The organism is Mycobacterium colombiense (genome assembly GCF_001665835.1).
GTDB lineage: Bacteria > Actinomycetota > Actinomycetes > Mycobacteriales > Mycobacteriaceae > Mycobacterium > Mycobacterium colombiense_A.
This window is the reverse complement of sequence record NZ_LZSX01000100.1, coordinates 15,717-35,043: the sequence shown is the minus strand read 5'-3', so window position 1 is coordinate 35,043 and position 19,327 is coordinate 15,717. Positions and strand designations below refer to the sequence as shown.

Below are 19,327 nucleotides of genomic sequence, written 5' to 3'. Positions count from 1 at the left end.
CGTCCATGACTCAGCTCGCTGATCGCCCGGCCGGCCACGACGAAACACTCACCGCGGCAGCGCAGGACGTCGCGCTCGGCGCGCAGTCGTTGACCATGGTGCAGGCGCTCAACCGCGCCCTGCACGACGCGATGGCCGCCGATGACCGGGTGCTGGTATTCGGCGAGGACGTCTCAGTCGAGGGCGGGGTGTTTCGGGTCACCGAGGGACTGGCCTCGGCGTTCGGCGAGAGCCGCTGCTTCGACACGCCCCTGGCGGAGTCCGCCATCATCGGGATCGCGGTGGGGCTGGCGCTGCGCGGCTTCGTTCCGGTACCCGAGATCCAGTTCGACGGATTTTCCTACCCGGCCTTCGATCAGGTGGTCAGCCACCTGGCGAAGTACCGCACCCGTACCCGCGGCGAAATCAACATGCCGGTGACGGTGCGTATCCCGTCGTTCGGGGGAATCGGTGCCGCCGAACATCATTCGGATTCCACCGAGTCGTACTGGGCCCACACCGCCGGCTTGAAGGTGGTGGTGCCGTCCAGCCCGGCGGACGCGTACTGGCTGCTGCGCCACGCGATCACCTGCCCGGACCCGGTCATGTATTTGGAGCCCAAGCGCCGGTATCAGGGTCGCGGCGTGGTCGACGTCACCCGGCCCGAACCGCCGATCGGGCAGGCGATGGTGCGCCGCCCGGGCACCCACGTGACCGTCGTGACCTACGGCAGCCTGGTCAGCACCGCGGTCGGTGCCGCCGAAGATGCGCAGCGCCAACGTGGTTGGAGCCTGGAGGTCATCGATCTGCGGTCCCTGGTGCCGCTGGATTTCGATACCGTCGCCTCGTCGATCCACCGGACCGGACGCTGCGTGGTGATGCACGAGGGCCCGCGCAGCCTGGGGTATGGAGCGGGATTGGCCGCCCGAATCCAGGAGGAGTTGTTCTACGAGCTGGAGGCCCCGGTGTTGCGCGCGTGCGGGTTTGACACCCCGTATCCGCCGGCGCGGCTGGAGAAGTGGTGGCTGCCGGGTCCCGATCGGCTGCTGGATTGCGTCGAGCGCGTGTTGGCGCAGCCATGAGCGACGAGCGGGTCAAGTCGTTTCGGGTCCCCGACCTCGGCGAGGGACTGGAAGAAGTCACGGTGACCCAATGGCACGTGGCGGTGGGTGACGACGTCGAGCTCAACCAGGTGCTGTGCACGGTGGAGACCGCCAAGGCCGAAGTGGAGATCCCGAGCCCGTACGCCGGGCGGGTCGTCGAAAGGAACGGCGCCGAAGGCGATGTGATCGACGTGGGGGAGGTGCTGCTGCGGATCGACACGGCGCCGCTGGGCGGTGACCTGCCGACGGTCGAAACCGAGGTGCCCACGCTGGTCGGTTATGGTGCCGACTCCGGCATCGACACCAGCCGGCGCACCACCCGCCCACTCGCCGCCCCTCCGGTGCGCAAGCTGGCAAAGGAGCTGATGGTGGACCTCAACAAGGTGCCGCACGGCGCCGGCGCCATCATCACCCGGGAGGACGTGCTGTCGGCGGCTCGCGGGAACGGCAATGGCGCCGATGTCCGGCCGGTCCAGGGTGTGCAGGCCCGGATGGCGGACAAAATGATGCTGTCGCACAAGGAGATTCCCGCGGCCAAGGTCGGTGTCGAGGTCGACTGCACCGAGCTGATCCGGCTGTCCGACCGGTTGCGGCCGGCGGAGGAGACAATTACACCGTTCGTGCTCGTGTTGCGCTTGCTGGTCATCGCGTTGCGCCACAACGAGATGTTGAACTCGACATGGGTCGACTCCCCGCAGAGACCGCAGGTACGCGTCCACCACCGCGTGCACCTGGGCATCGCCACGGCCACCGAACGTGGGCTGCTCGTCCCGGTCATCGCCGACGCCCACGTCAAGACCACCCGCGAATTAGCCGGCTGTGCAGCCGAATTGATCGCCGGTGCACGCGCGGGCCGCCTGGGGCCGGGGGAGTTGCGGGGCTCGACGTTCACCGTGACGAATTTCGGGGCGCTGGGCGCGGACGACGGGGTTCCGGTGATCAATCATCCCGAAGCCGCCATCCTCGGCATGGGTGCGATCAGGCCGCGGGCCGTTGTCCGGGGCGCAGAGATCGTCGCGCGCCCGACGATGTCGTTGACTTGTGTGTTCGACCATCGCATCGCCGACGGTGCCCAGGCCGCCCAATTCGTCTGCGAGCTCAGGGATCTGATCGAGTCGCCCGAAACCGCGCTACTGGATCTGTAGCTTTCGCCTCGGGAGCACGGCGGTACGGGGCGTTGCGCTACCGATCCCGGCCGGGAATGCCTACCGGCGTTGTGCCGCGGCCAAACGCTGTGCGAACTCCGGTGATTGGATGGAATAGGACTGCGGCCCGAGCTCGGCGCGCATCGCGAGCTCGTGTTGCTCGTTGTCCAGCGACCCCGGACTGACGGTGGCGCGCATGGTGGCCTTGGTCGCCAGCACCACTTCCCGCGGAGCCGCCGCCGGGCCGGCGGCCAGCTGCAGGGCAGCGGCGACCGGATCGTCGGCCACGTTCAACGCCAAGCCGTGCCGCACGGCGGTGTCGGCGTCGAAGCGCATGCCGAACAGCAGGGCCGCCCGGGCGACCTGCGGACCGACTGCGCGCTGCAGCATCCACGTCGCACCCCCGCCGGGGTGAAGCCCCAGCTGCTGGAATCGCGCGTCGAACACGGCGGCGGGTCCGGCGATGCGCACGTCGGCCGCCAGCGCCAGATTCAGGCCCGCGCCCACCGCGGCGCCGTTGACCGCGGCGATGGTGGGCAGCCGGCAACTGCCGACGGCCATGAAACCGTCGTAAAGCTGCTGCAGGCCCGTCTCGGCCGCTCCACCGCCGGCGGCGCCGAGGGCGCTGAGATCGGCGCCCGCGCAGAACGCCTTGCCCGCCCCGGTGATCACCACGGCGTGCACGTCGGGGTCGGCTTCGGCCCGCTGGACGGCCTGGCGCAGGTGCCCGGACGACTCGGCCGTTATCGCGTTGCGGCGATCGGGATCGTTGACGGTGATGACCGCGACGCGGCCGGTGACGTTGTAGAGGATGAGTTCGGACTGGGCCATCGGACACCTCCGGCTTCGCGTAATGGCTGTGGATCCGCCCGACCTCACCGGTCCACCGGCGGCAGCGTCGCGGGCGAGGTAAGACTACTTCGCGCCGTCCGAGCGGGGTTGGCCGGTGTGAGCGTGATTAGCGAGGAAAAGGCGCGCATTGCGCACCGGCGCCCCGTCATATTGACCCGCCCGATGGTCGAACACCATTCACGGACGGCTCATGTAGTTACCGGCTGGTAGCGCAAACGCGCAAATCTTTGCGGCCGGTGCGCCGGATATCGGAATCTACAAGTAAAGCTGTGTTTATCGAAACGTTTATCCGCCGCATTTGACATCTTCGGGTAACGACCCGGGTCGACCTGGCAAAACGTGTGGTGGGAAGCGGGCAAACCCGCCAGGCGTCGACGTCGCGGGCCGAGTCGGTTGAGCCGGCGAAATCCGGGGGCTCGGCTACAGCTCCGGTTTCGCTAACTTCTTCGCTAGCTCATCGAGTTCGGCCTGGCGCTCCCGCACGGCACACCCTCGCCGCTCGATGCGCGCTCCTTGCAGAACGGCCCCCGGCAACGCGTCGCTCTGCAGTCTTGTGTTGGCGTAATGGATTGCGGCATCAATCATTTCGATGTACCGCTCCGCATCATGCTCTGCGCAGGAGCCCTCGATGCGCTGGACTTCGTCCCAACAGGGATAGGAAGAATACCGGGCATCGAGTTGTTGCTGAGAGACTTGCGTTCCGAAGTAACACCGCCAGTCGCGGCTCAGCCAACCCCTCGTCTTGACTTCGACTTTGATTCGATTGCCAACACCAGCTATGAACCTCGGCTCCCCGACGCGCACCACCGGCTGCCAGTCATTCGACGCCATATATCGCCAACCCCTCGAAGAGAAGACGCTCTAAGTAATGATCTCCCCGTAAGCGTCATCTGCTCGTTTTGACACGCATGTTCCCACAATGGTTCGACCGCAAACTTCTGACAGTGACTTCGACTTTCTCCGGTTGACCGGACACTATGGAAACTGACCCAAATGCCAATGCGGCGGTTCCGCGTAAGCGCTTTGCGGCCCGTGGCGGCGACCGCGAAACATGGCGATGACCTGCATCACTGGCGCGACGGTGCGCGGGCGCCGGTTCTCGGCTGCCGCATCCGCCACTCGAGTACCGTCCGGTCATCATGGCGTGACTTCACCACCGCGCTAGCGGGTTCGTGAAGTTCGTAGTGGTCGAGTCTGGCGGCCGGCCCAAGGATCCCTCGAGGATCCGCCGAGGCGTGCTCCGCAAGCTCATGTCAGCTCGAAGAGCATCCCACTCGGCATCGACGCTAGGAACACCCCATGCGGACAACGGGGTACTCCGACGACGCGGTCCGAGACCATGGCGTACCGGGCGTACGCACGGACCCGCGGTCAAAGAATTGGATACGCCCCGCTGATGCTGGTCTTGGTCGCGACGGCCGGGCTGATCGGCCTCAGTGTCGGTGTCGCCAGCCTCGACCGATCGCTGGCCGGCCGGCGTTGTTCCGTTCCGGAAGTGACCACGCATGACGCAACCGGCCTCACTTTGTCGTGCAGCCCGGCGTCGTCGGGAAACCGTGAGTTGGTGTGGCAGTATGCTCCGGCGTCGTAGCCTCGATAGGCCAAGTGGCGCAGCGCGTTTCGGTCGGATCGAAAGCGCCTGGGGCATCCAACTGGGCAAGGACGAACGAGCGCCACCGCCCGCCGATTCCTGCGGGCCCGCGGCGCATCTCGGCGTTTGACCCCGGGCACCGGATGGGCGACGCTTGAGCGCATCCCCTTGTGGAGCGAACCAGGAGAAATGCGATGGCGAAGGTGCTGTTCGTGGTCACGGGCGCGAGCTATTGGACCCTGAAGGACGGCACCAGGCATCCGACGGGCTACTGGGCCGAGGAGTTCGCGGCGCCCTACCGCGAGCTCACCGGCGCCGGTCACGAGGTCGTGGTGGCCACGCCGAATGGTGTTGTGCCGCACGTGGATGTGATGAGCCTGCGTCCGTCGATGGCGGGCGGCGAGAAGATCGCCTTGGAGCTGGAGGAGATCCTGAAGTCCGCCGAGGAATTGCGCCGGCCCATCAAACTGGCCGACGCCCGCCTCGAGGACTATGACGCCGTCTATTACCCGGGTGGGCACGGGCCGATGGAGGACCTGTGGCGCGATGCCGACTCCGGCCGACTGCTCATAGCGGCTCTGGCGTCCGGCAAGCCGCTGGCGATCGTGTGCCACGCGCCGGTCGCCATGATGGCTACCCGGCGAAACGGTGTCTCGCCGTTTGCCGGGTACAAGGTCACGGCCTTCACCAATGACGAAGAGGACGGGGTCGGGTTGCGAGAGAAGGCCCCGTGGACCGCGGAGGACGAACTGGTGAAGATGGGCGTCGAGTTCAGCCGCGGCGAGATGTGGAAGCCCTACACGCTCAAGGACCGCAATCTCTTCACCGGCCAGAACCCGGCCTCCGCCGGGCCGTTGGCGCGCGAGTTCATGAAGGAACTCGGTTAGGCGCCCTCAGAGGTGGCCGGCCACGAAAGCGGCGGCCTGACCGGGCATTCCGGACCCTTGGTAGGACAGGTCCGCTGCCGAGAACATTTCGTCGTGCGACGGCAGCGCCAGGGGCCCGCCCGGGGTGCACACCGGATCGCCGGGCGCACACTGGTCGATGGCTTTCGCGCCGTACCACGGGCTGACCACACTCACGGGTGCCCCGAGATACCGGGCCGACGGATTCCCGAACAAGGCCAGCGCCGCGACATGGTCGGCCTCGTCCGCCGTCAGTATCTGAGGATTCAAGCCCGCGATCGAGGCCTGGGCGATCGTGATCAGATCGATCACCATCGCGCCCTGCGAATAGCCGCCGAGCACCAATTTGGTGTTGGGGCAGTTCGCCACCATGGACTGAACGTGAGCGTGGGCGTCGCCGGCGCCGGCCGACGCTGACGGGGCGAAATCCTCGCCGGCGGGGTAGTTGACCGCATACACCCCGAGGGAGCGCTCCCCGATCTGGGAATGCAGCGAGTCGATAAATGCTTGTCCGACCCCGCCGACGCCGGGCGGCTCGGCGGTACCGCGGGCGAACGTCACCTCGACGTCGGGACACGGTGCCGCGGACGCGGAAATCGGTGGGCACAGCAGCGCCGTCCAGGTCGTCACCGCCGCGACGCCCAGCAAACGCGCTAATCGGCGTGCGATCACGCTCCAATGCTGACACATCGAGGCCGGAAAGACACCGCCTGATTCAACGCCCTTCCTTCGCCCGGAGCCTCTGGCCCCGACCGCTTCTCGGCTCAGCCGTTCCGGTTGCTGGGGGTCCAGGTAATTCCGGGTGCCGCCGACACGACGGGAATGCATGGGCCGGGGAATTGATGCCGAAGGTGTCCATGGTTCTCGTCATTGCCGCGAGCCATCATGGGTCGCAACGGTTCTCGATGTCCGGACGATGCCGACGGTGTCGCAATCTGCGCGACGACCACCGGCGGGCAGGGCGTATGGTCTGAAGCTTTCCCCGCTGACTTCTTTGCCAGCCCGACGAAGGTCGTCAGACCTGACGTTCACGCCCTATGCCTATTGGCAAACAGATTTCGTTCTGTTCTCTTTGCAACGAACACAATACTCGTCGTCCTGGTTCTGCGTTTCGTGGATCGAATTGCATTCAGGACACTCTTGAATGTATTTGTGTCGCGGATTCAGACAGGCGGCCATTAACGCCTGTTTTTGCCTGAATATGCTTGTCGAACTTCTATTGGTACCAGACAACATCCCGATTGATTCCCTGCTCAGTAAAGCGCATGCATGGCTGCGGTTTGCAGCTACGCCGCGTGTGCCACTATCAACCACTGTTCCCCAACGCGGCTGGTTAAAACCGCGGCGGACAGATCCCCGAAACTTGCCGCGAGGCCCGCGGGGCGGTCGTAGGCAATCCTTTGCGCGCATCCGCAGAAATGGCGTAGCGGCCTACTCTAGACGGCTCGATCTGGTGCGCCGGAAACTATTGAAGTCCCGCCCCTCGAGCGAAAGGCTCAACCATGACCATCATCGCTACTACCATCGTCCATCCCAACCCGGGGGTCAGCTGGGACGACGTTCAGAAGCAGCTGAAGCGAGCCACCGGGCTTGCCCGCAAACATGGCGCGGAGAATGTCACCGCGCTGGTGAACATGGTCGGAGGTCAGGGCACCAACGCCATCGGCATGATGACAAGCGCCCAAGACTGGGCCACCTACGGCCGGATCCAGCAGAGCCTCAGTACCGACCCGGATTACCAAAGCCTTCTCATCGACGCGGGCCAGATCGCCACCTGGGAGAACTACGTCAGCCAGACGATCGAGGTTTAGTAGCGCAAGTAGTACGTGATCGACGAACCCTCGGCCGACATTTGGCGCCGTTGGTCGTCGATCCACCCAAAGAACGCCTAGGTAGTCGCCAATAGCGACTACCTAGGCGTTCGTTCGGCTCTGTACTGAACATCAGCTCCCTCCAAGCGGGGGTGTCAAGGATCAACCGAAACACTGTCAGGCATCACCCGGAGCCGAAATATCAAGCATCAGCCGACGTCATACAACGAGCCCGGTGCCCCCGGCACGACTCGAACGTGCGACCTAGGGATTAGAAGGCCCTTGCTCTATCCACCTGAGCTACGGAGGCAATGCGCAGGTCAGTCTATCGAACCGCACCCGCCGACCGGATTCCCCGCCGCCACGCGCGCGAAAATCGTTCCCGCGCCACGTTAATCGGTTATCGTCAGGAATCTCGACACACGTACAAAACCGGCCGGCCATCGGCCGTTAACCGCAACGAGGCGTGTGCATAACGTCGAGAGGTGACGTTGCAATGAGCGTGGCCAGTAATCAGTCTTCGCCCTGCGGGTGGGCGGGCGCCCAGGCGGCACGCCTGGCGGCCGAGGCCCGGGACGTCTATCAGCTCGGCAACCTGGTGTTTCGCGGCGGGCCGTTTGCGCTGGGCTGCTTGGCCGGTTGGCTTTTCACCGAGTTTCCGCCCCACGTGGTGACCGGGCACGCGCTGTCGCGGGTCTCGCACCCGTCCGTCGGCCAGGTCGGCAAGACGTTGGCCGCCCAGCGGGCGGACAAGACCCTCACCACGGCCCTGGAGGAGGCCTTCGGCCCCGAGTTTGGTGAGCAGGTGTGTCACCCCGCGGCCGTCGGGGCGCTGTGCGGCCCGCGCGGAGGCCTGTTGGGCCGCCCCGGGCCGCACCGCCGGTACGCCGCGCAGACTTCCGACATCTCCTACGGCCCGAGCGCACGCGACCACCTGCTCGACATCTGGCGACGCGATGACCTGGTCCCCGGGTGCCGGGCGCCGGTGTTGATCCAGGTGCCCGGCGGGGCGTGGACGCTGAACGGCCGCCGCCCGCAGGCCTACACGCTGATGAGCCGAATGGTTCAACTCGGCTGGATCTGCGTCTCGATCGACTACAGCAAGAGCCCGCGCGCCGCCTTCCCCGCGCACCTGATCGACGTGAAAAGGGCGATCGCCTGGGTGCGGGAGAACATCGCCGACTACGGCGGTGACCCCGACTTCATAGCGATCACCGGCGGCTCGGCGGGCGGGCACCTGGCCTCCCTGGCGGCGCTCACCCCGAACGACCCCGCCTTCCAACCGGGCTTCGAAGACGCCGACACCACCGTGCAAGCGGTGGCGCCCTATTACGGTGTCTACGACTTCACCGACTTCGAGAACATGCACCCGCTGATGCTGCCGTTCCTCGAACAGTTCGTGATGAAGGCCCGCTACGCCGACGAGCCCGAGCGCTTCACGGCGGCATCGCCGGTTTCCTACGTCCACGGCGACGCGCCGCCCTTCTTCGTGCTGCACGGCGAGAAGGACGAATTGGTGCCCAGCGGCCAGGCTCGCGTGTTCTGCGCGGCGCTGCGCGCGGCCGGGGCGGCCACGGTGGCCCACGCCGAACTCGGCAACGCGCACCACGCTTTCGATATCACACCGACGGTTCGATCGCGGCTGGCCGCTGACGCCGTCGCCGATTTCCTCGGGGTCGTCTACGGGCGGCGCGTCAGCTCGGTGTTGGATTCGCTGCCCTTGTCGGCCACTTCGGCCAGCTGAGCCCTCGCTCAGGAACCTGCCGCTCCTTTCACCAGCGCGGTAACCCGACTAGCGTTGGGGAGACCTTGGGGTTGGTGGGGTCCAAAGGCAGGAGGCTTGATCGACGGTGACAACGTTGGCGCGTCCAGCTGATGACCATGACTGAGCCCGTCGAGGCGATTGAGTTGTCCGACGCGCTCGGGCCGGTCGACTACCTACTGCACAGGGGAGAGGCGAACCCCCGCACCCGGTCCGGGATCATGGCGCTGGAGCTCTTGGACTGCACGCCGGACTGGGAACAATTCCGCGCCCGATTCGAAAGCGCCTCACGACGCGTGCTGCGGCTGCGGCAAAAGGTCGTCGTGCCGACCCTGCCGACCGCGTCGCCGCGCTGGGTGGTCGACCCCGACTTCAACTTGGATTTTCACGTGCGCCGCGTGCGGGTGTCCGAACCCGGCACGCTGCGTGAGGTATTCGATCTCGCCGAGCTCATCCTGCAGTCGCCGATGGACATCTCGCGGCCGCTGTGGACGGCCACCCTGGTCGAGGGTCTGGCCGACGGCCGGGCCGCGACGCTGCTGCATGTCAGTCACGCCGTCACCGACGGCGTGGGTGGGGTTCAGATGTTCGCCGAGATCTATGACCTCGAGCGCAATCCGCCGGCCAAGCCGACGCCGCCGCTGCCCGTCCCGCAGGACCTGAGCTCCAACGATCTGATGCGCCAGGGCATCAACCACCTGCCCTTCGCCGTCGTCGGCGGTGTCGTGAACGCGCTGTCCGGCGCGGTCTCGGCGGCCGGGCGGGCGGTTCTGGAACCGACCGCCACCGTGTCCGGGATCGTCGGGTATGCCATGTCGGGCATGCGGGTGCTCAACCGGGCCGCCGAGCCGTCGCCGCTGCTGCGGCGGCGCAGCCTGGCCACCCGCAGCGACGCGATCGATATCCCGCTCGCCGACCTGCACAAGGCCGCGAAGGCCGGCGGCGGGTCGATCAACGACGCCTACCTTGCCGGGCTCTGTGGCGCCTTGCGCCGCTACCACCAGGCGTTCGGCGTGCCGGTCAGCACGCTGCCGATGGCGGTGCCGGTCAGCCTGCGGGCCGAAGCGGATACCGCCGGCGGCAACCGGTTCACCGGCGTCAACCTGGCGGCGCCGATCGGGACCGCCGACCCCGTCTCCCGGATGAAGAAGATCCGCGCTCAGATGACGCAGCGCCGCGACGAGCCCGCGATGAACATCATCGGTTCTTTTGCCCCGGTGCTCAGCGTGTTGCCGACCGCGGTGCTGGAAGGGATCACCGGCTCGGTGATCGGCTCCGACGTGCAGGCCAGCAACGTCCCGGTCTTCCCTGGCGACACCTACATCGCCGGTGCAAAAGTCTTGCGGCAGTACGGAATCGGTCCGCTGCCCGGAGTGGCGATGATGGTGGTGCTGATCTCGCGGGGTGGGTGGTGCACCATCACCGTGCGCTACGACAAGGCCTCGGTGCGAAACGAGGCGTTGTTCGCCCAATGCCTGCTAGAGGGTTTCGACGAGATCCTGGCGCTGGCCGGTGACCCGCCACCTCGAGCAGTGCCCGCGTCGTTCGCCGAGCCGGCCGTGTCGACACGATCTGTGGCGGGATCATGAGCGCCTCGAAGGAGCAGGGGGACAACGGCGAAACCTCTGGAGCGGACATGCGGTTGCCCGGCTCGGTGGCCGAGATCATGGCCAGCCCCGCCGGACCGACGATCGGCGCCTTCTTCGACTTGGACGGCACGCTGGTCGCCGGGTTCACCGCGGTCATCCTGACCCAGGAGCGGCTGCTGCGCCGCGACATGGGTGTGGGGGAGCTGCTCGGCATGGTGCAGGCCGGCCTGAGCCACACCCTGGGTCGTATCGAGTTCGAGGACCTCATCGGCAAAGCCGCCGCGGCGCTGACCGGTCGATTGCTCGACGACCTGGAAGAGATCGGCGAGCGACTGTTCGTCCAGCGGATCGAATCCCGGATCTACCCGGAGATGCGCGAGCTGGTGCGGGCCCACATGGCCCGCGGCCACACCGTCGTGCTCAGCTCGTCGGCGCTGACCATCCAGGTCAACCCCGTCGCGCGGTTCCTGGGCATTCCCAACATGCTCACCAACAAGTTCGAGACCACCGAGGACGGCATGCTCACCGGTGGCGTCGAGAAGCCGATCCTGTGGGGCCCGGGCAAAGCCGCTGCGGTACAACGCTTTGCCGCCGAGCACGACATCGATCTCAAGGACAGCTACTTCTACGCCGACGGTGATGAGGACGTCGCTCTGATGTATCTGGTCGGCAATCCGAGGCCGACGAATCCCGAGGGGAAAATGGCCGCGGTGGCCAAGCGCCGCGGTTGGCCGATCCTGAGATTCAGCAGCCGGGGTTCGGTGGGTCTGCGGCGGCAGGTGCGCACCCTTGCCGGACTCGGCTCGATTGTCCCCGTCGGGGCCGGCGCAGTGGCAATGGGTGTGCTGACCGGTAGCCGGCGGCGGGGCGCCAACTTCTTTACTTCCATTTTTTCCCAGACCGTGCTGGCGACCACGGGAGTGCATCTCAATGTCGTCGGGAAAGAGAATCTGACCGCCCAACGTCCGGCCGTTTTCATCTATAACCACCGCAATCAGGTTGACCCGGTCATCGCCGGCGCGCTGGTGAATGACAACTGGGTTGCCGTAGCCAAGAAGGAATTACAAAAGAATCCGATCATGGCCCTGCTCGGCAAAGCGTTGGACGGTGTCTTCATCGACCGAGACGATTCGGCCTCGGCGCTGGAGACGATGCGCACGGTCGAAGAGAGAGCCAAGAACGGACTTTCCATTGTGATGGCGCCGGAAGGTACCCGGCTGGACACCACTGAGGTCGGTCCCTTCAAAAAGGGACCATTTCGTCTCGCGATGGCCGCGGGCATCCCGATCGTCCCGATCGTGATCCGCAACGCCGAGCTCGTCGCCGCCCGGAACTCGACCGTCATCAACCCGGGCACCGTCGACGTCGCGGTCTTTCCGCCGATCTCGGTGCAGGACTGGACGCTTGACACGCTGCCGGAGCGCATCGCCGAGGTGCGTCAGCTGTACCTGGACACGCTCGCCAACTGGCCGGTCGACAAACTGCCCGAGGTCGACCTGCACGCCGAGATGAAGGCCGCAGCCAAGGCGCAGAGCCGGAAAGCCAAAGCGCCGGCCAAGAAGGCACCGGCCAAGAAGGCACCGGCCAAGAAGGCCCCGGCCAAGAAGGCGGCTTCAAAAGCCAAGCCGCCCAAGGCAAACCCCCACGAATCTCAGGCCGCCCTCAAAGACGGGGAGGTGCAACGATCCGTCGCCGAGGCGCCGGCCGTCAACGCCGAGGCGCCCGAATCGCCGCCCCGAGGGCATCCGTGACCGAACCGGCCGCAGATAGCAGCGCGGTCCTTGCGGGACGAGACTCGCTGGTATTGGCGTCGATGGCCTCGCCGGTCGAGATGCAACTGGTGACGGCGTGGATGGATCAACAGCGTGCCGGCCATCCGGGGGCGAACTTCGGCCTGCTTAAACTGCCGGCGCTGGACGCACCGCCGGACGCGCTGACGGCCCTGGCCGAAGAGCTCGAATCCGGAGAAGGCCGTTCGATCGTGCCGGTACGGGTGTTCTGGCTGCCGGAGCCGGACCGCGGCCGGGTGGCCAAGCTGGCCGGGCTGCTGCCAGGCCGGGATCCCTACCACCCCAACCAACGTCAGCAAGAACAGATTGTGCGGACCGCCCCCCAGCGCGCACGGGTGGTGGCCGGTGAAGCGGCCACCGTCTCCGAGCTGCGCCGGCAATGGCGTGACACCACCGTCGGGGAAGACAAGAACGACTTCGCCCAATTCGTGATCCGCCGTGCCATCTTGGCGATGGAACGCGTCGAGTACCGGATCCTCGGACCGCAGTACAAGTCGCCTCGGCTGGTGAAACCGGAGATATTGGCCTCCAACCGGTTTCGCGCGGGACTGGCCAAGATTCCCGGTGCCACCGTCGACGAGGCCGGAAAGATGCTCGACGAACTCTCCACCGGGTGGAGCCGGGCCTCGGTCGACCTCGTCGGGGTTCTCGGCAGGATGCTCAGCCGCGGGTTCGATCCCGAGATCGACTACGACGGCTACCAGGTCGCGGCGATGCGGGTCGGCCTGGAAGCGCACCCGGCGGTGCTGTTGTTCTCGCACCGGTCCTACATCGACGGCGCGGTGGTGCCGGTCGCCATGCAGGAGAACCGATTACCGCCGGTGCACGTGTTCGCCGGCATCAACCTGTCGTTCGGCGCGATGGGCCCGCTGCTGCGGCGCTCCGGTGTCATCTTCATCCGCCGCAACATCGGCAACGACCAGCTCTACAAGTACGTGCTGCGCGAATACGTCGGCTACATTGTCGAAAAGCGGTTCAACCTGAGCTGGTCCATCGAGGGCACCCGGTCGCGCACCGGAAAAATGCTGCCACCCAAGCTGGGTCTGCTGGCCTACGTCGCCGACGCCTACCTGGACGGACGCAGCGAAGACATTCTGCTGCAACCGGTCTCGATCAGCTTCGACCAGCTGCACGAGACCGCCGAGTACGCCGCCTACGCCCGCGGCGGCGAGAAGACGCCCGAGGGCGTCGGCTGGCTGTACAACTTCATCCGCGCGCAGGGCGAGCGCAACTACGGCAAGATCTACGTCCGATTCCCCGAAGCCGTGTCGATGCGCCAGTACCTGGGCGCCGCGCACGGCCCGTTGGCGCAGGATCCGGATGCCAAAAGGCTTGCGCTGCAGAAGATGTCGTTCGAGGTCGCCTGGCGGATCCTGCAGGCGACGCCGGTGACGGCGACGGGTCTGGTGTGCGCGCTGCTGCTGACCACCCGCGGCGCGGCGTTGACGCTCGGTCAGCTGCACCACACCCTGCAGGACTCGCTGGATTACCTGGAACGCAAACAAAACCCGATATCCATCAGCGCGTTGCGGCTGCGCACCCATGACGGGGTTCGCGCGGCGGTCGACGCACTGTCCAACGGGCACCCCATCACCCGGGTCGACGGCGGCCGGGAGCCGGTGTGGCGCATCGCGCCCGACCAGCAGCACGCGGCGGCCTTCTACCGCAACTCGGTGATTCATGCCTTCCTGGAGACCTCGATCGTCGAACTCGCGCTAGCCCACGCCCGGCACACCAAGGGCGACCGCATGGAGGCCTTCTGGACCCAGGCGATGCGGCTTCGCGATCTGTTGAAGTTCGATTTCTATTTCGCCGACTCGGCGACCTTCCGGGACAACATCGCCGAAGAGATGGCGTGGCACAACAATTGGGCAGCCCACGTGTCCGCCGGGGGCGAAGAGATCCACGCGCTGTTGTTCGCCAAGCGTCCGCTGATGGCGAATGCGATGCTGCGGGTGTTCTTCGAGGCCTACGAGATCGTCGCCGACGTGCTGCGTGACGCGCCCGCGGACATCGGACACAAGAAACTGACCGACCTGGCGCTGGGCGTCGGCCGACAGTATGTGGCGCAGACCCGGATCCGCAGCAGCGAATCGGTGTCGACGCTGCTTTTCGCCACCGCGCGCCAGGTCGTCGAGGATCAGAACCTGATCGCGCCGGCCCCGGACTTGGCCGACAGGCGCGGCGCTTTCCTGCAGGAGCTGCGTGACATCCTGCAAGACTTCAACTACGTCGGCCAGATCGCGCGCGATCAGTTCGTGGCCCGCGAGGCCAAGGCGCGTCAGGAGCTTCTGGACGGCCAGACTCTGTAGCCGGCGTGGCCGCCCATACCCTGGACATATGACCGTCGCCCCGCCGGCCGGCAAGGCCCCGGCCGAGGCCGCTACCCAGCGCCGCGCGCTGGTGTGGCCGGTGCTGGTCGGTGTCGCGGTACTGGCGGGCTGCACGGCCGCCGGCATTGGGACGCTTTCGCTGGCCAGCGCGCTGACCGTGACCGGTCTGCCCGACCCGGGCCAGGTGACCACGCTGGGGCTGCCGTACGTGCGCGCCGCGGGTGAGATCGCCGCCGTGCTCGCGGTCGGATCGTTCCTGTTCGCCGCGTTTCTGGTGCCGCCGCAGCGCAGCGGTGTCCTCGACGCCGACGGCTATCGGGCCCTTCGGCTCGGGACGGTGGCCTCGGGGGTGTGGGCGGTGTGCGCCGCACTGCTGGTCCCGCTGACCATCTCCGACGTGTCCGGCCATCCCGTCACCGACATTCCCCCGATGCGGATGTGGTCGTTGGCGGGTCTGATCACCAACGCCTCGGCCTGGCGCTGGACCGCGATCATGGCCGCGGTGATCACGCTGGCGAGCCTGTCGGTGCTGCGCTGGTCGTGGACGCCGGTGCTGGCCGCCGCGTCGGTGATGACGCTGATTCCGCTGGGCTTGACCGGTCATTCGTCGGCCGGCGGTTCGCACGACCTGGCCACCAACGGCCTGCTGATCCACCTGGTCGCCGCCAGCCTGTGGGCCGGTGGCCTGCTCGCCCTGCTGGCCCACGCCCTGCGCGGCGGCGGTCACCTCGGGCTGGCCGCGCGGCGTTTCTCGATGATCGCGCTGTGGTGTTGGGTCGCGATGGCGGTGAGCGGAGTGGTCAACGCCCTGGTGCGCGTGCAGCCGTCCGACCTGTTCGTCACCGACTACGGGCGGCTGGTCACCGCCAAGTTCGTCGCACTGTGCCTGCTGGGCGGGCTTGGCTGGCGCCAGCGGCGCGTGAGTGTGGCTGCGCTGCAAGCGGATCCGACTCCAGCACGCGCACGTGGTGCGCTGCTGCGGCTGACGCTGATCGAGGCCGCCATTTTCGGCCTCACCTTCGGCATCGCCGTCGGGCTGGGCCGCACCCCGCCGCCGCCACCGCCGGCCCGGCTGCCGTCGATTCCCGAAGCCGAGATCGGTTACGACTTCGACGGGCCGCCCACCGTGGCGCGCATCCTGTTCGACTGGCGCTTCGACCTGATCTTCGGCTCCGCCGCCATCGTCTTCGCCGCCCTGTATGTGGCGGCGCTGGTGCGGCTGCGCCGGCGCGGCGACACGTGGCCGCCCGGTCGGACCTTTTCCTGGCTGCTCGGCTGCCTGGTGTTGCTGTTCGTGACGTCGTCGGGCGTCGGGCGCTACATGCCGGCGATGTTCAGCATGCACATGGTGGTCCACATGTGCCTGTCGATGCTGATCCCGATCCTGCTGGTGCTCGGCGCCCCGGTCACCCTGGCGCTGCGGGCGCTGCCCGCGGCCGGCCGTGACGATCCGCCGGGCATGCGGGAATGGCTGTTGGCCGCGCTGCACAGCCGCGTCTCCCGATTCCTCACCAACCCGGTGGTGGCCACCGTCCTGTTCGTCGCCGGGTTCTACGGGCTGTACCTGTCGAACCTCTTCGACACCACCGCGAGCAGCCACGCCGGGCATCTGGCGATGAACCTGCACTTTCTGCTGAGCGGCTACCTGTTCTATTGGGTGGTGATCGGGGTGGACCCGACGCCGCGACCGATACCGCCGCTGGCCAAGGTGGCCGTGGTGTTCGCATCGCTGCCGCTGCACGCCTTCTTCGGGGTGGTGCTGATGGGTACCAAGAAGGTGCTCGCCGCGGATTATTACCGCTCGCTGGGCCTGAGCTGGCACACCGACCTGCTGGGGGATCAGCGACTGGGCGGCGGCATCGCCTGGGCCGCGGGAGAATTCCCGCTGGTGATCGTGATGCTTGCGCTGCTGATCCAGTGGGCGCGCAGCGATCGCCGTACCGCCAAGCGGCTGGACCGGGCCGCCGACCGCGACGATGACGCCGAGCTGGTCGCCTACAACGCGATGCTGGCACAGCTGGCGCAGGGCGAGATGCCCAAGCGGTCCGGCCAGGCCCCGGCCGATCCAGGCTGATCCACAGTCCCGGTTTCTTCCACAGCGACGGCCGATTTCCGGATTGATCCCCACGGCGTTCGTCGGTGGCGCCGCGCCTACTGGTGGCCATCGAGTCATAGCAAGCAATCGAGAAGGGATCACTCAATGTTCGAAACCCCGCTTACCGTGGTCGGCCACATCGTCAACAACCCCGAACGTCGACAGGTCGGCACCCAGGAGGTAATCAAGTTTCGCGTCGCCAGCAATTCCCGGCGGCGCACGGCCGACGGCGGCTGGGAGCCCGGCAATTCGCTCTTCATCAACGTCAATTGCTGGGGCAAGTTGGTCACTGGCGTGGGTGCCGCGTTGGGCAAGGGTGCACCGGTCATCGTGGTGGGCCATGTGTACACCAGCGAGTACGAGGACCGTGACGGCAACCGCCGGTCGTCGCTGGAGATGCGCGCCACCTCTGTCGGGCCCGACGTGTCCCGTGCGATTGTGCGCATCGAGCGGCCGGGCTACACCGGTCCGAGTGCGACCGAGGCCACCACACCGTCAGCGGATGCGTCCGACGCCGCTGGTGAGGACGCTGATGCCGATGGCGTCGAGTCGGCTGACGCCGGCCCGCTGCCGCTGACGGCTTAGCGGCGGGGCTGCCGCTGCCGCGCGATGCCTAGGATGGTCCGCGAGCACTCTGCAAATCAGAAAGGCATAACCGCGGCATGGCTGAGTTCATCTACACGATGAAAAAGGTCCGCAAGGCGCACGGCGACAAGGTGATCCTGGACGACGTCACGTTGAGCTTCTATCCGGGCGCCAAGATCGGTGTCGTCGGCCCCAACGGCGCCGGCAAGTCGAGCGTCTTGCGGATCATGGCGGGCCTGGACAAGCCGAACAACGGTGATGCCTTCCTGGCCAACGACGCGACCGTCGGCATCCTGCTGCAGGAGCCCCCGCTGAACGAGGAGAAGACCGTTCGCGGCAACGTCGAAGAGGGCCTGGGCGAGATCAAGGTCAAGCTCGACCGCTTCAACGAGGTCGCCGAGTTGATGGCCACCGACTACTCCGATGAGCTGATGGAGGAGATGGGCCGGCTGCAGGAGCAGCTGGACCACGCCGACGCGTGGGACCTCGATTCGCAGCTGGAGCAGGCCATGGACGCGCTGCGCTGTCCCCCGCCCGACGAGCCGGTGACCAACCTGTCCGGTGGTGAACGCCGCCGCGTCGCGCTGTGCAAGCTGCTGCTGTCCAAGCCTGACCTGCTGCTGCTCGACGAGCCCACCAACCACCTGGATGCCGAGAGCGTGCAGTGGCTCGAGCAGCACCTCGCTTCCTACGCGGGCGCGATCCTCGCGGTCACCCACGACCGGTACTTCCTGGACAACGTCGCCGAATGGATCCTGGAACTGGACCGCGGCCGCGCCTACCCGTACGAGGGCAACTACTCCACGTATCTGGAGAAGAAGGCCGACCGGATCGCGGTGCAGGGCCGCAAGGACGCCAAGCTGCAGAAGCGGTTGGCCGAGGAGCTGGCGTGGGTGCGCTCCGGCGCCAAGGCGCGTCAGGCCAAGGGAAAGGCGCGGCTGCAGCGCTACGAGGAGATGGCCGCCGAGGCCGAGAAGACGCGCAAGCTCGACTTCGAGGAGATCCAGATTCCGGTCGGCCCGCGGCTGGGCAACGTGGTGGTCGAGGTCGACCATCTGGACAAGGGCTACGACGGCCGCACTCTGATCAAGGACCTGTCCTTCACGTTGCCGCGCAACGGCATCGTCGGCGTCATCGGTCCCAACGGGGTCGGCAAGACCACGCTGTTCAAAACCATCGTCGGGCTCGAGCAGCCGGACAGCGGCACCGTCAAGGTCGGCGAGACGGTCAAGCTCAGCTACGTCGACCAGACCCGCGCCGGGATCGATCCCAAAAAGAATGTGTGGGAAGTCGTGTCCGACGGGCTGGACCACATCGTCGTCGGTCAGACCGAGGTGCCGTCACGGGCTTATGTGTCGGCGTTCGGGTTCAAGGGGCCTGATCAGCAGAAGCCGGCCGGCGTGCTCTCCGGTGGCGAGCGCAACAGGCTCAACCTCGCGCTGACGCTCAAGCAGGGCGGAAACCTCATCCTGCTCGACGAGCCCACCAACGACCTCGACGTCGAGACGCTGAGTTCGCTGGAGAACGCCCTCGATCAATTCCCCGGCTGCGCGGTGGTGATCTCGCACGACCGGTGGTTCCTGGACCGCACCTGCACGCACATCCTGGCCTGGGAGGGTGACGACGACAACGAGGCCAAGTGGTTCTGGTTCGAGGGCAACTTCGGTGCATACGAGGAGAACAAGATCGAACGCCTCGGTGCCGAAGCGGCACGGCCGCACCGAGTGACCCATCGCAAGCTAACGCGCGACTAGTGTCAGCTCTGCCCCGCACCGCCGCGGATCGGG

General features: G+C 66.7%; 14 protein-coding genes and 1 tRNA gene. 11 read left to right on the top strand and 4 right to left on the bottom strand.

All coding sequences use genetic code 11. From position 1 onward, the window contains the following. Positions 1-5 precede the first annotated feature (5 nt). The gene (gene bkdB / locus A5760_RS24715) at positions 6-1,061 is read left to right on the top strand and encodes a 3-methyl-2-oxobutanoate dehydrogenase subunit beta (RefSeq protein ID WP_064885774.1); all 1,056 of its coding nucleotides are present in this window, start codon (positions 6-8) and stop codon (positions 1,059-1,061) included. Beyond that, positions 1,058-2,227 carry a dihydrolipoamide acetyltransferase family protein gene (locus tag A5760_RS24710; protein ID WP_064885772.1) on the top strand — a complete coding sequence of 390 codons (1,170 nt, stop codon included), beginning with the start codon at positions 1,058-1,060 and terminating at the stop codon, positions 2,225-2,227. The genes bkdB and A5760_RS24710 overlap by 4 nt, the downstream gene beginning before the upstream one ends. A gap of 60 nt (positions 2,228-2,287) precedes the next feature. Here the strand turns inward: A5760_RS24710 and A5760_RS24705 are convergent, their stop codons facing one another. Both A5760_RS24705 and A5760_RS24700 read right to left on the bottom strand, forming a co-directional pair. Further along, complete coding sequence (locus A5760_RS24705) at positions 2,288-3,058, bottom strand: enoyl-CoA hydratase (RefSeq protein ID WP_064885770.1); 771 nt, start codon at positions 3,056-3,058, stop codon at positions 2,288-2,290. A 441-nt stretch (positions 3,059-3,499) separates the two neighbouring features. After that, positions 3,500-3,910, bottom strand: a complete 411-nt coding sequence (locus tag A5760_RS24700; protein ID WP_064885768.1) for a hypothetical protein — start codon at positions 3,908-3,910, stop codon at positions 3,500-3,502. A 954-nt stretch (positions 3,911-4,864) separates the two neighbouring features. On the opposite strand from A5760_RS24700, the gene A5760_RS24690 reads away from it, so the two are divergent. Beyond that, complete coding sequence (locus A5760_RS24690) at positions 4,865-5,557, top strand: type 1 glutamine amidotransferase domain-containing protein (RefSeq protein ID WP_064885764.1); 693 nt, start codon at positions 4,865-4,867, stop codon at positions 5,555-5,557. Positions 5,558-5,563: 6 nt separating this feature from the next. On the opposite strand, the gene A5760_RS24685 is transcribed toward A5760_RS24690, so the two are convergent. After that, positions 5,564-6,247, bottom strand: coding sequence for a cutinase family protein (locus tag A5760_RS24685; RefSeq protein ID WP_196772201.1), 684 nt, complete (start codon positions 6,245-6,247; stop codon positions 5,564-5,566). An 830-nt stretch (positions 6,248-7,077) separates the two neighbouring features. Between A5760_RS24685 and A5760_RS24680 the strand changes: the two genes are divergently transcribed. Beyond that, positions 7,078-7,386, top strand: coding sequence for a hypothetical protein (locus A5760_RS24680; RefSeq protein ID WP_064885760.1), 309 nt, complete (start codon positions 7,078-7,080; stop codon positions 7,384-7,386). A gap of 236 nt (positions 7,387-7,622) precedes the next feature. On the opposite strand, the gene A5760_RS24675 is transcribed toward A5760_RS24680, so the two are convergent. Next, positions 7,623-7,696, bottom strand: a tRNA-Arg gene (locus tag A5760_RS24675). Positions 7,697-7,882: 186 nt separating this feature from the next. Between A5760_RS24675 and A5760_RS24670 the strand changes: the two genes are divergently transcribed. The 7 genes from A5760_RS24670 to ettA all read left to right on the top strand — a co-directional run bounded on the left by A5760_RS24670 (position 7,883) and on the right by ettA (position 19,294). Next, the gene (locus A5760_RS24670) at positions 7,883-9,130 is read left to right on the top strand and encodes an alpha/beta hydrolase (protein ID WP_064885758.1); all 1,248 of its coding nucleotides are present in this window, start codon (positions 7,883-7,885) and stop codon (positions 9,128-9,130) included. A 131-nt stretch (positions 9,131-9,261) separates the two neighbouring features. Beyond that, positions 9,262-10,737, top strand: coding sequence for a WS/DGAT/MGAT family O-acyltransferase (locus tag A5760_RS24665; RefSeq protein WP_064885756.1), 1,476 nt, complete (start codon positions 9,262-9,264; stop codon positions 10,735-10,737). Continuing rightward, entirely contained in the window at positions 10,734-12,488 is a 1,755-nt protein-coding gene (locus tag A5760_RS24660) for an HAD-IB family hydrolase/lysophospholipid acyltransferase family protein (protein ID WP_064885754.1), read from the top strand. The genes A5760_RS24665 and A5760_RS24660 overlap by 4 nt, the downstream gene beginning before the upstream one ends. Continuing rightward, positions 12,485-14,839, top strand: a complete 2,355-nt coding sequence (locus A5760_RS24655; RefSeq protein WP_064885752.1) for a glycerol-3-phosphate 1-O-acyltransferase — start codon at positions 12,485-12,487, stop codon at positions 14,837-14,839. The genes A5760_RS24660 and A5760_RS24655 overlap by 4 nt, the downstream gene beginning before the upstream one ends. 28 nt (positions 14,840-14,867) lie before the next feature. Continuing rightward, positions 14,868-16,934 carry a cytochrome c oxidase assembly protein gene (locus A5760_RS24650; protein ID WP_064885750.1) on the top strand — a complete coding sequence of 689 codons (2,067 nt, stop codon included), beginning with the start codon at positions 14,868-14,870 and terminating at the stop codon, positions 16,932-16,934. 126 nt (positions 16,935-17,060) lie between these two features. Then, complete coding sequence (locus A5760_RS24645) at positions 17,061-17,540, top strand: single-stranded DNA-binding protein (RefSeq protein WP_064885748.1); 480 nt, start codon at positions 17,061-17,063, stop codon at positions 17,538-17,540. A gap of 77 nt (positions 17,541-17,617) precedes the next feature. Further along, positions 17,618-19,294 (top strand): energy-dependent translational throttle protein EttA, encoded by a 1,677-nt coding sequence (gene ettA / locus A5760_RS24640; RefSeq protein WP_064885746.1) that lies wholly within the window; start codon positions 17,618-17,620, stop codon positions 19,292-19,294. Positions 19,295-19,327 lie beyond the last annotated feature (33 nt).

Coding starts and splice junctions, on each gene's coding strand:
- A5760_RS24705 (WP_064885770.1), bottom strand. CDS start 3,058: ATGGCCCAGTCCGAACTCATCCTCTACAACGTCACCGGCCGCGTCGCG.
- A5760_RS24690 (WP_064885764.1), top strand. CDS start 4,865: ATGGCGAAGGTGCTGTTCGTGGTCACGGGCGCGAGCTATTGGACCCTG.
- A5760_RS24645 (WP_064885748.1), top strand. CDS start 17,061: ATGTTCGAAACCCCGCTTACCGTGGTCGGCCACATCGTCAACAACCCC.
- ettA (WP_064885746.1), top strand. CDS start 17,618: ATGGCTGAGTTCATCTACACGATGAAAAAGGTCCGCAAGGCGCACGGC.
- A5760_RS24700 (WP_064885768.1), bottom strand. CDS start 3,910: ATGGCGTCGAATGACTGGCAGCCGGTGGTGCGCGTCGGGGAGCCGAGG.
- A5760_RS24710 (WP_064885772.1), top strand. CDS start 1,058: ATGAGCGACGAGCGGGTCAAGTCGTTTCGGGTCCCCGACCTCGGCGAG.
- bkdB (WP_064885774.1), top strand. CDS start 6: ATGACTCAGCTCGCTGATCGCCCGGCCGGCCACGACGAAACACTCACC.
- A5760_RS24650 (WP_064885750.1), top strand. CDS start 14,868: ATGACCGTCGCCCCGCCGGCCGGCAAGGCCCCGGCCGAGGCCGCTACC.
- A5760_RS24670 (WP_064885758.1), top strand. CDS start 7,883: ATGAGCGTGGCCAGTAATCAGTCTTCGCCCTGCGGGTGGGCGGGCGCC.
- A5760_RS24680 (WP_064885760.1), top strand. CDS start 7,078: ATGACCATCATCGCTACTACCATCGTCCATCCCAACCCGGGGGTCAGC.
- A5760_RS24665 (WP_064885756.1), top strand. CDS start 9,262: ATGACCATGACTGAGCCCGTCGAGGCGATTGAGTTGTCCGACGCGCTC.
- A5760_RS24660 (WP_064885754.1), top strand. CDS start 10,734: ATGAGCGCCTCGAAGGAGCAGGGGGACAACGGCGAAACCTCTGGAGCG.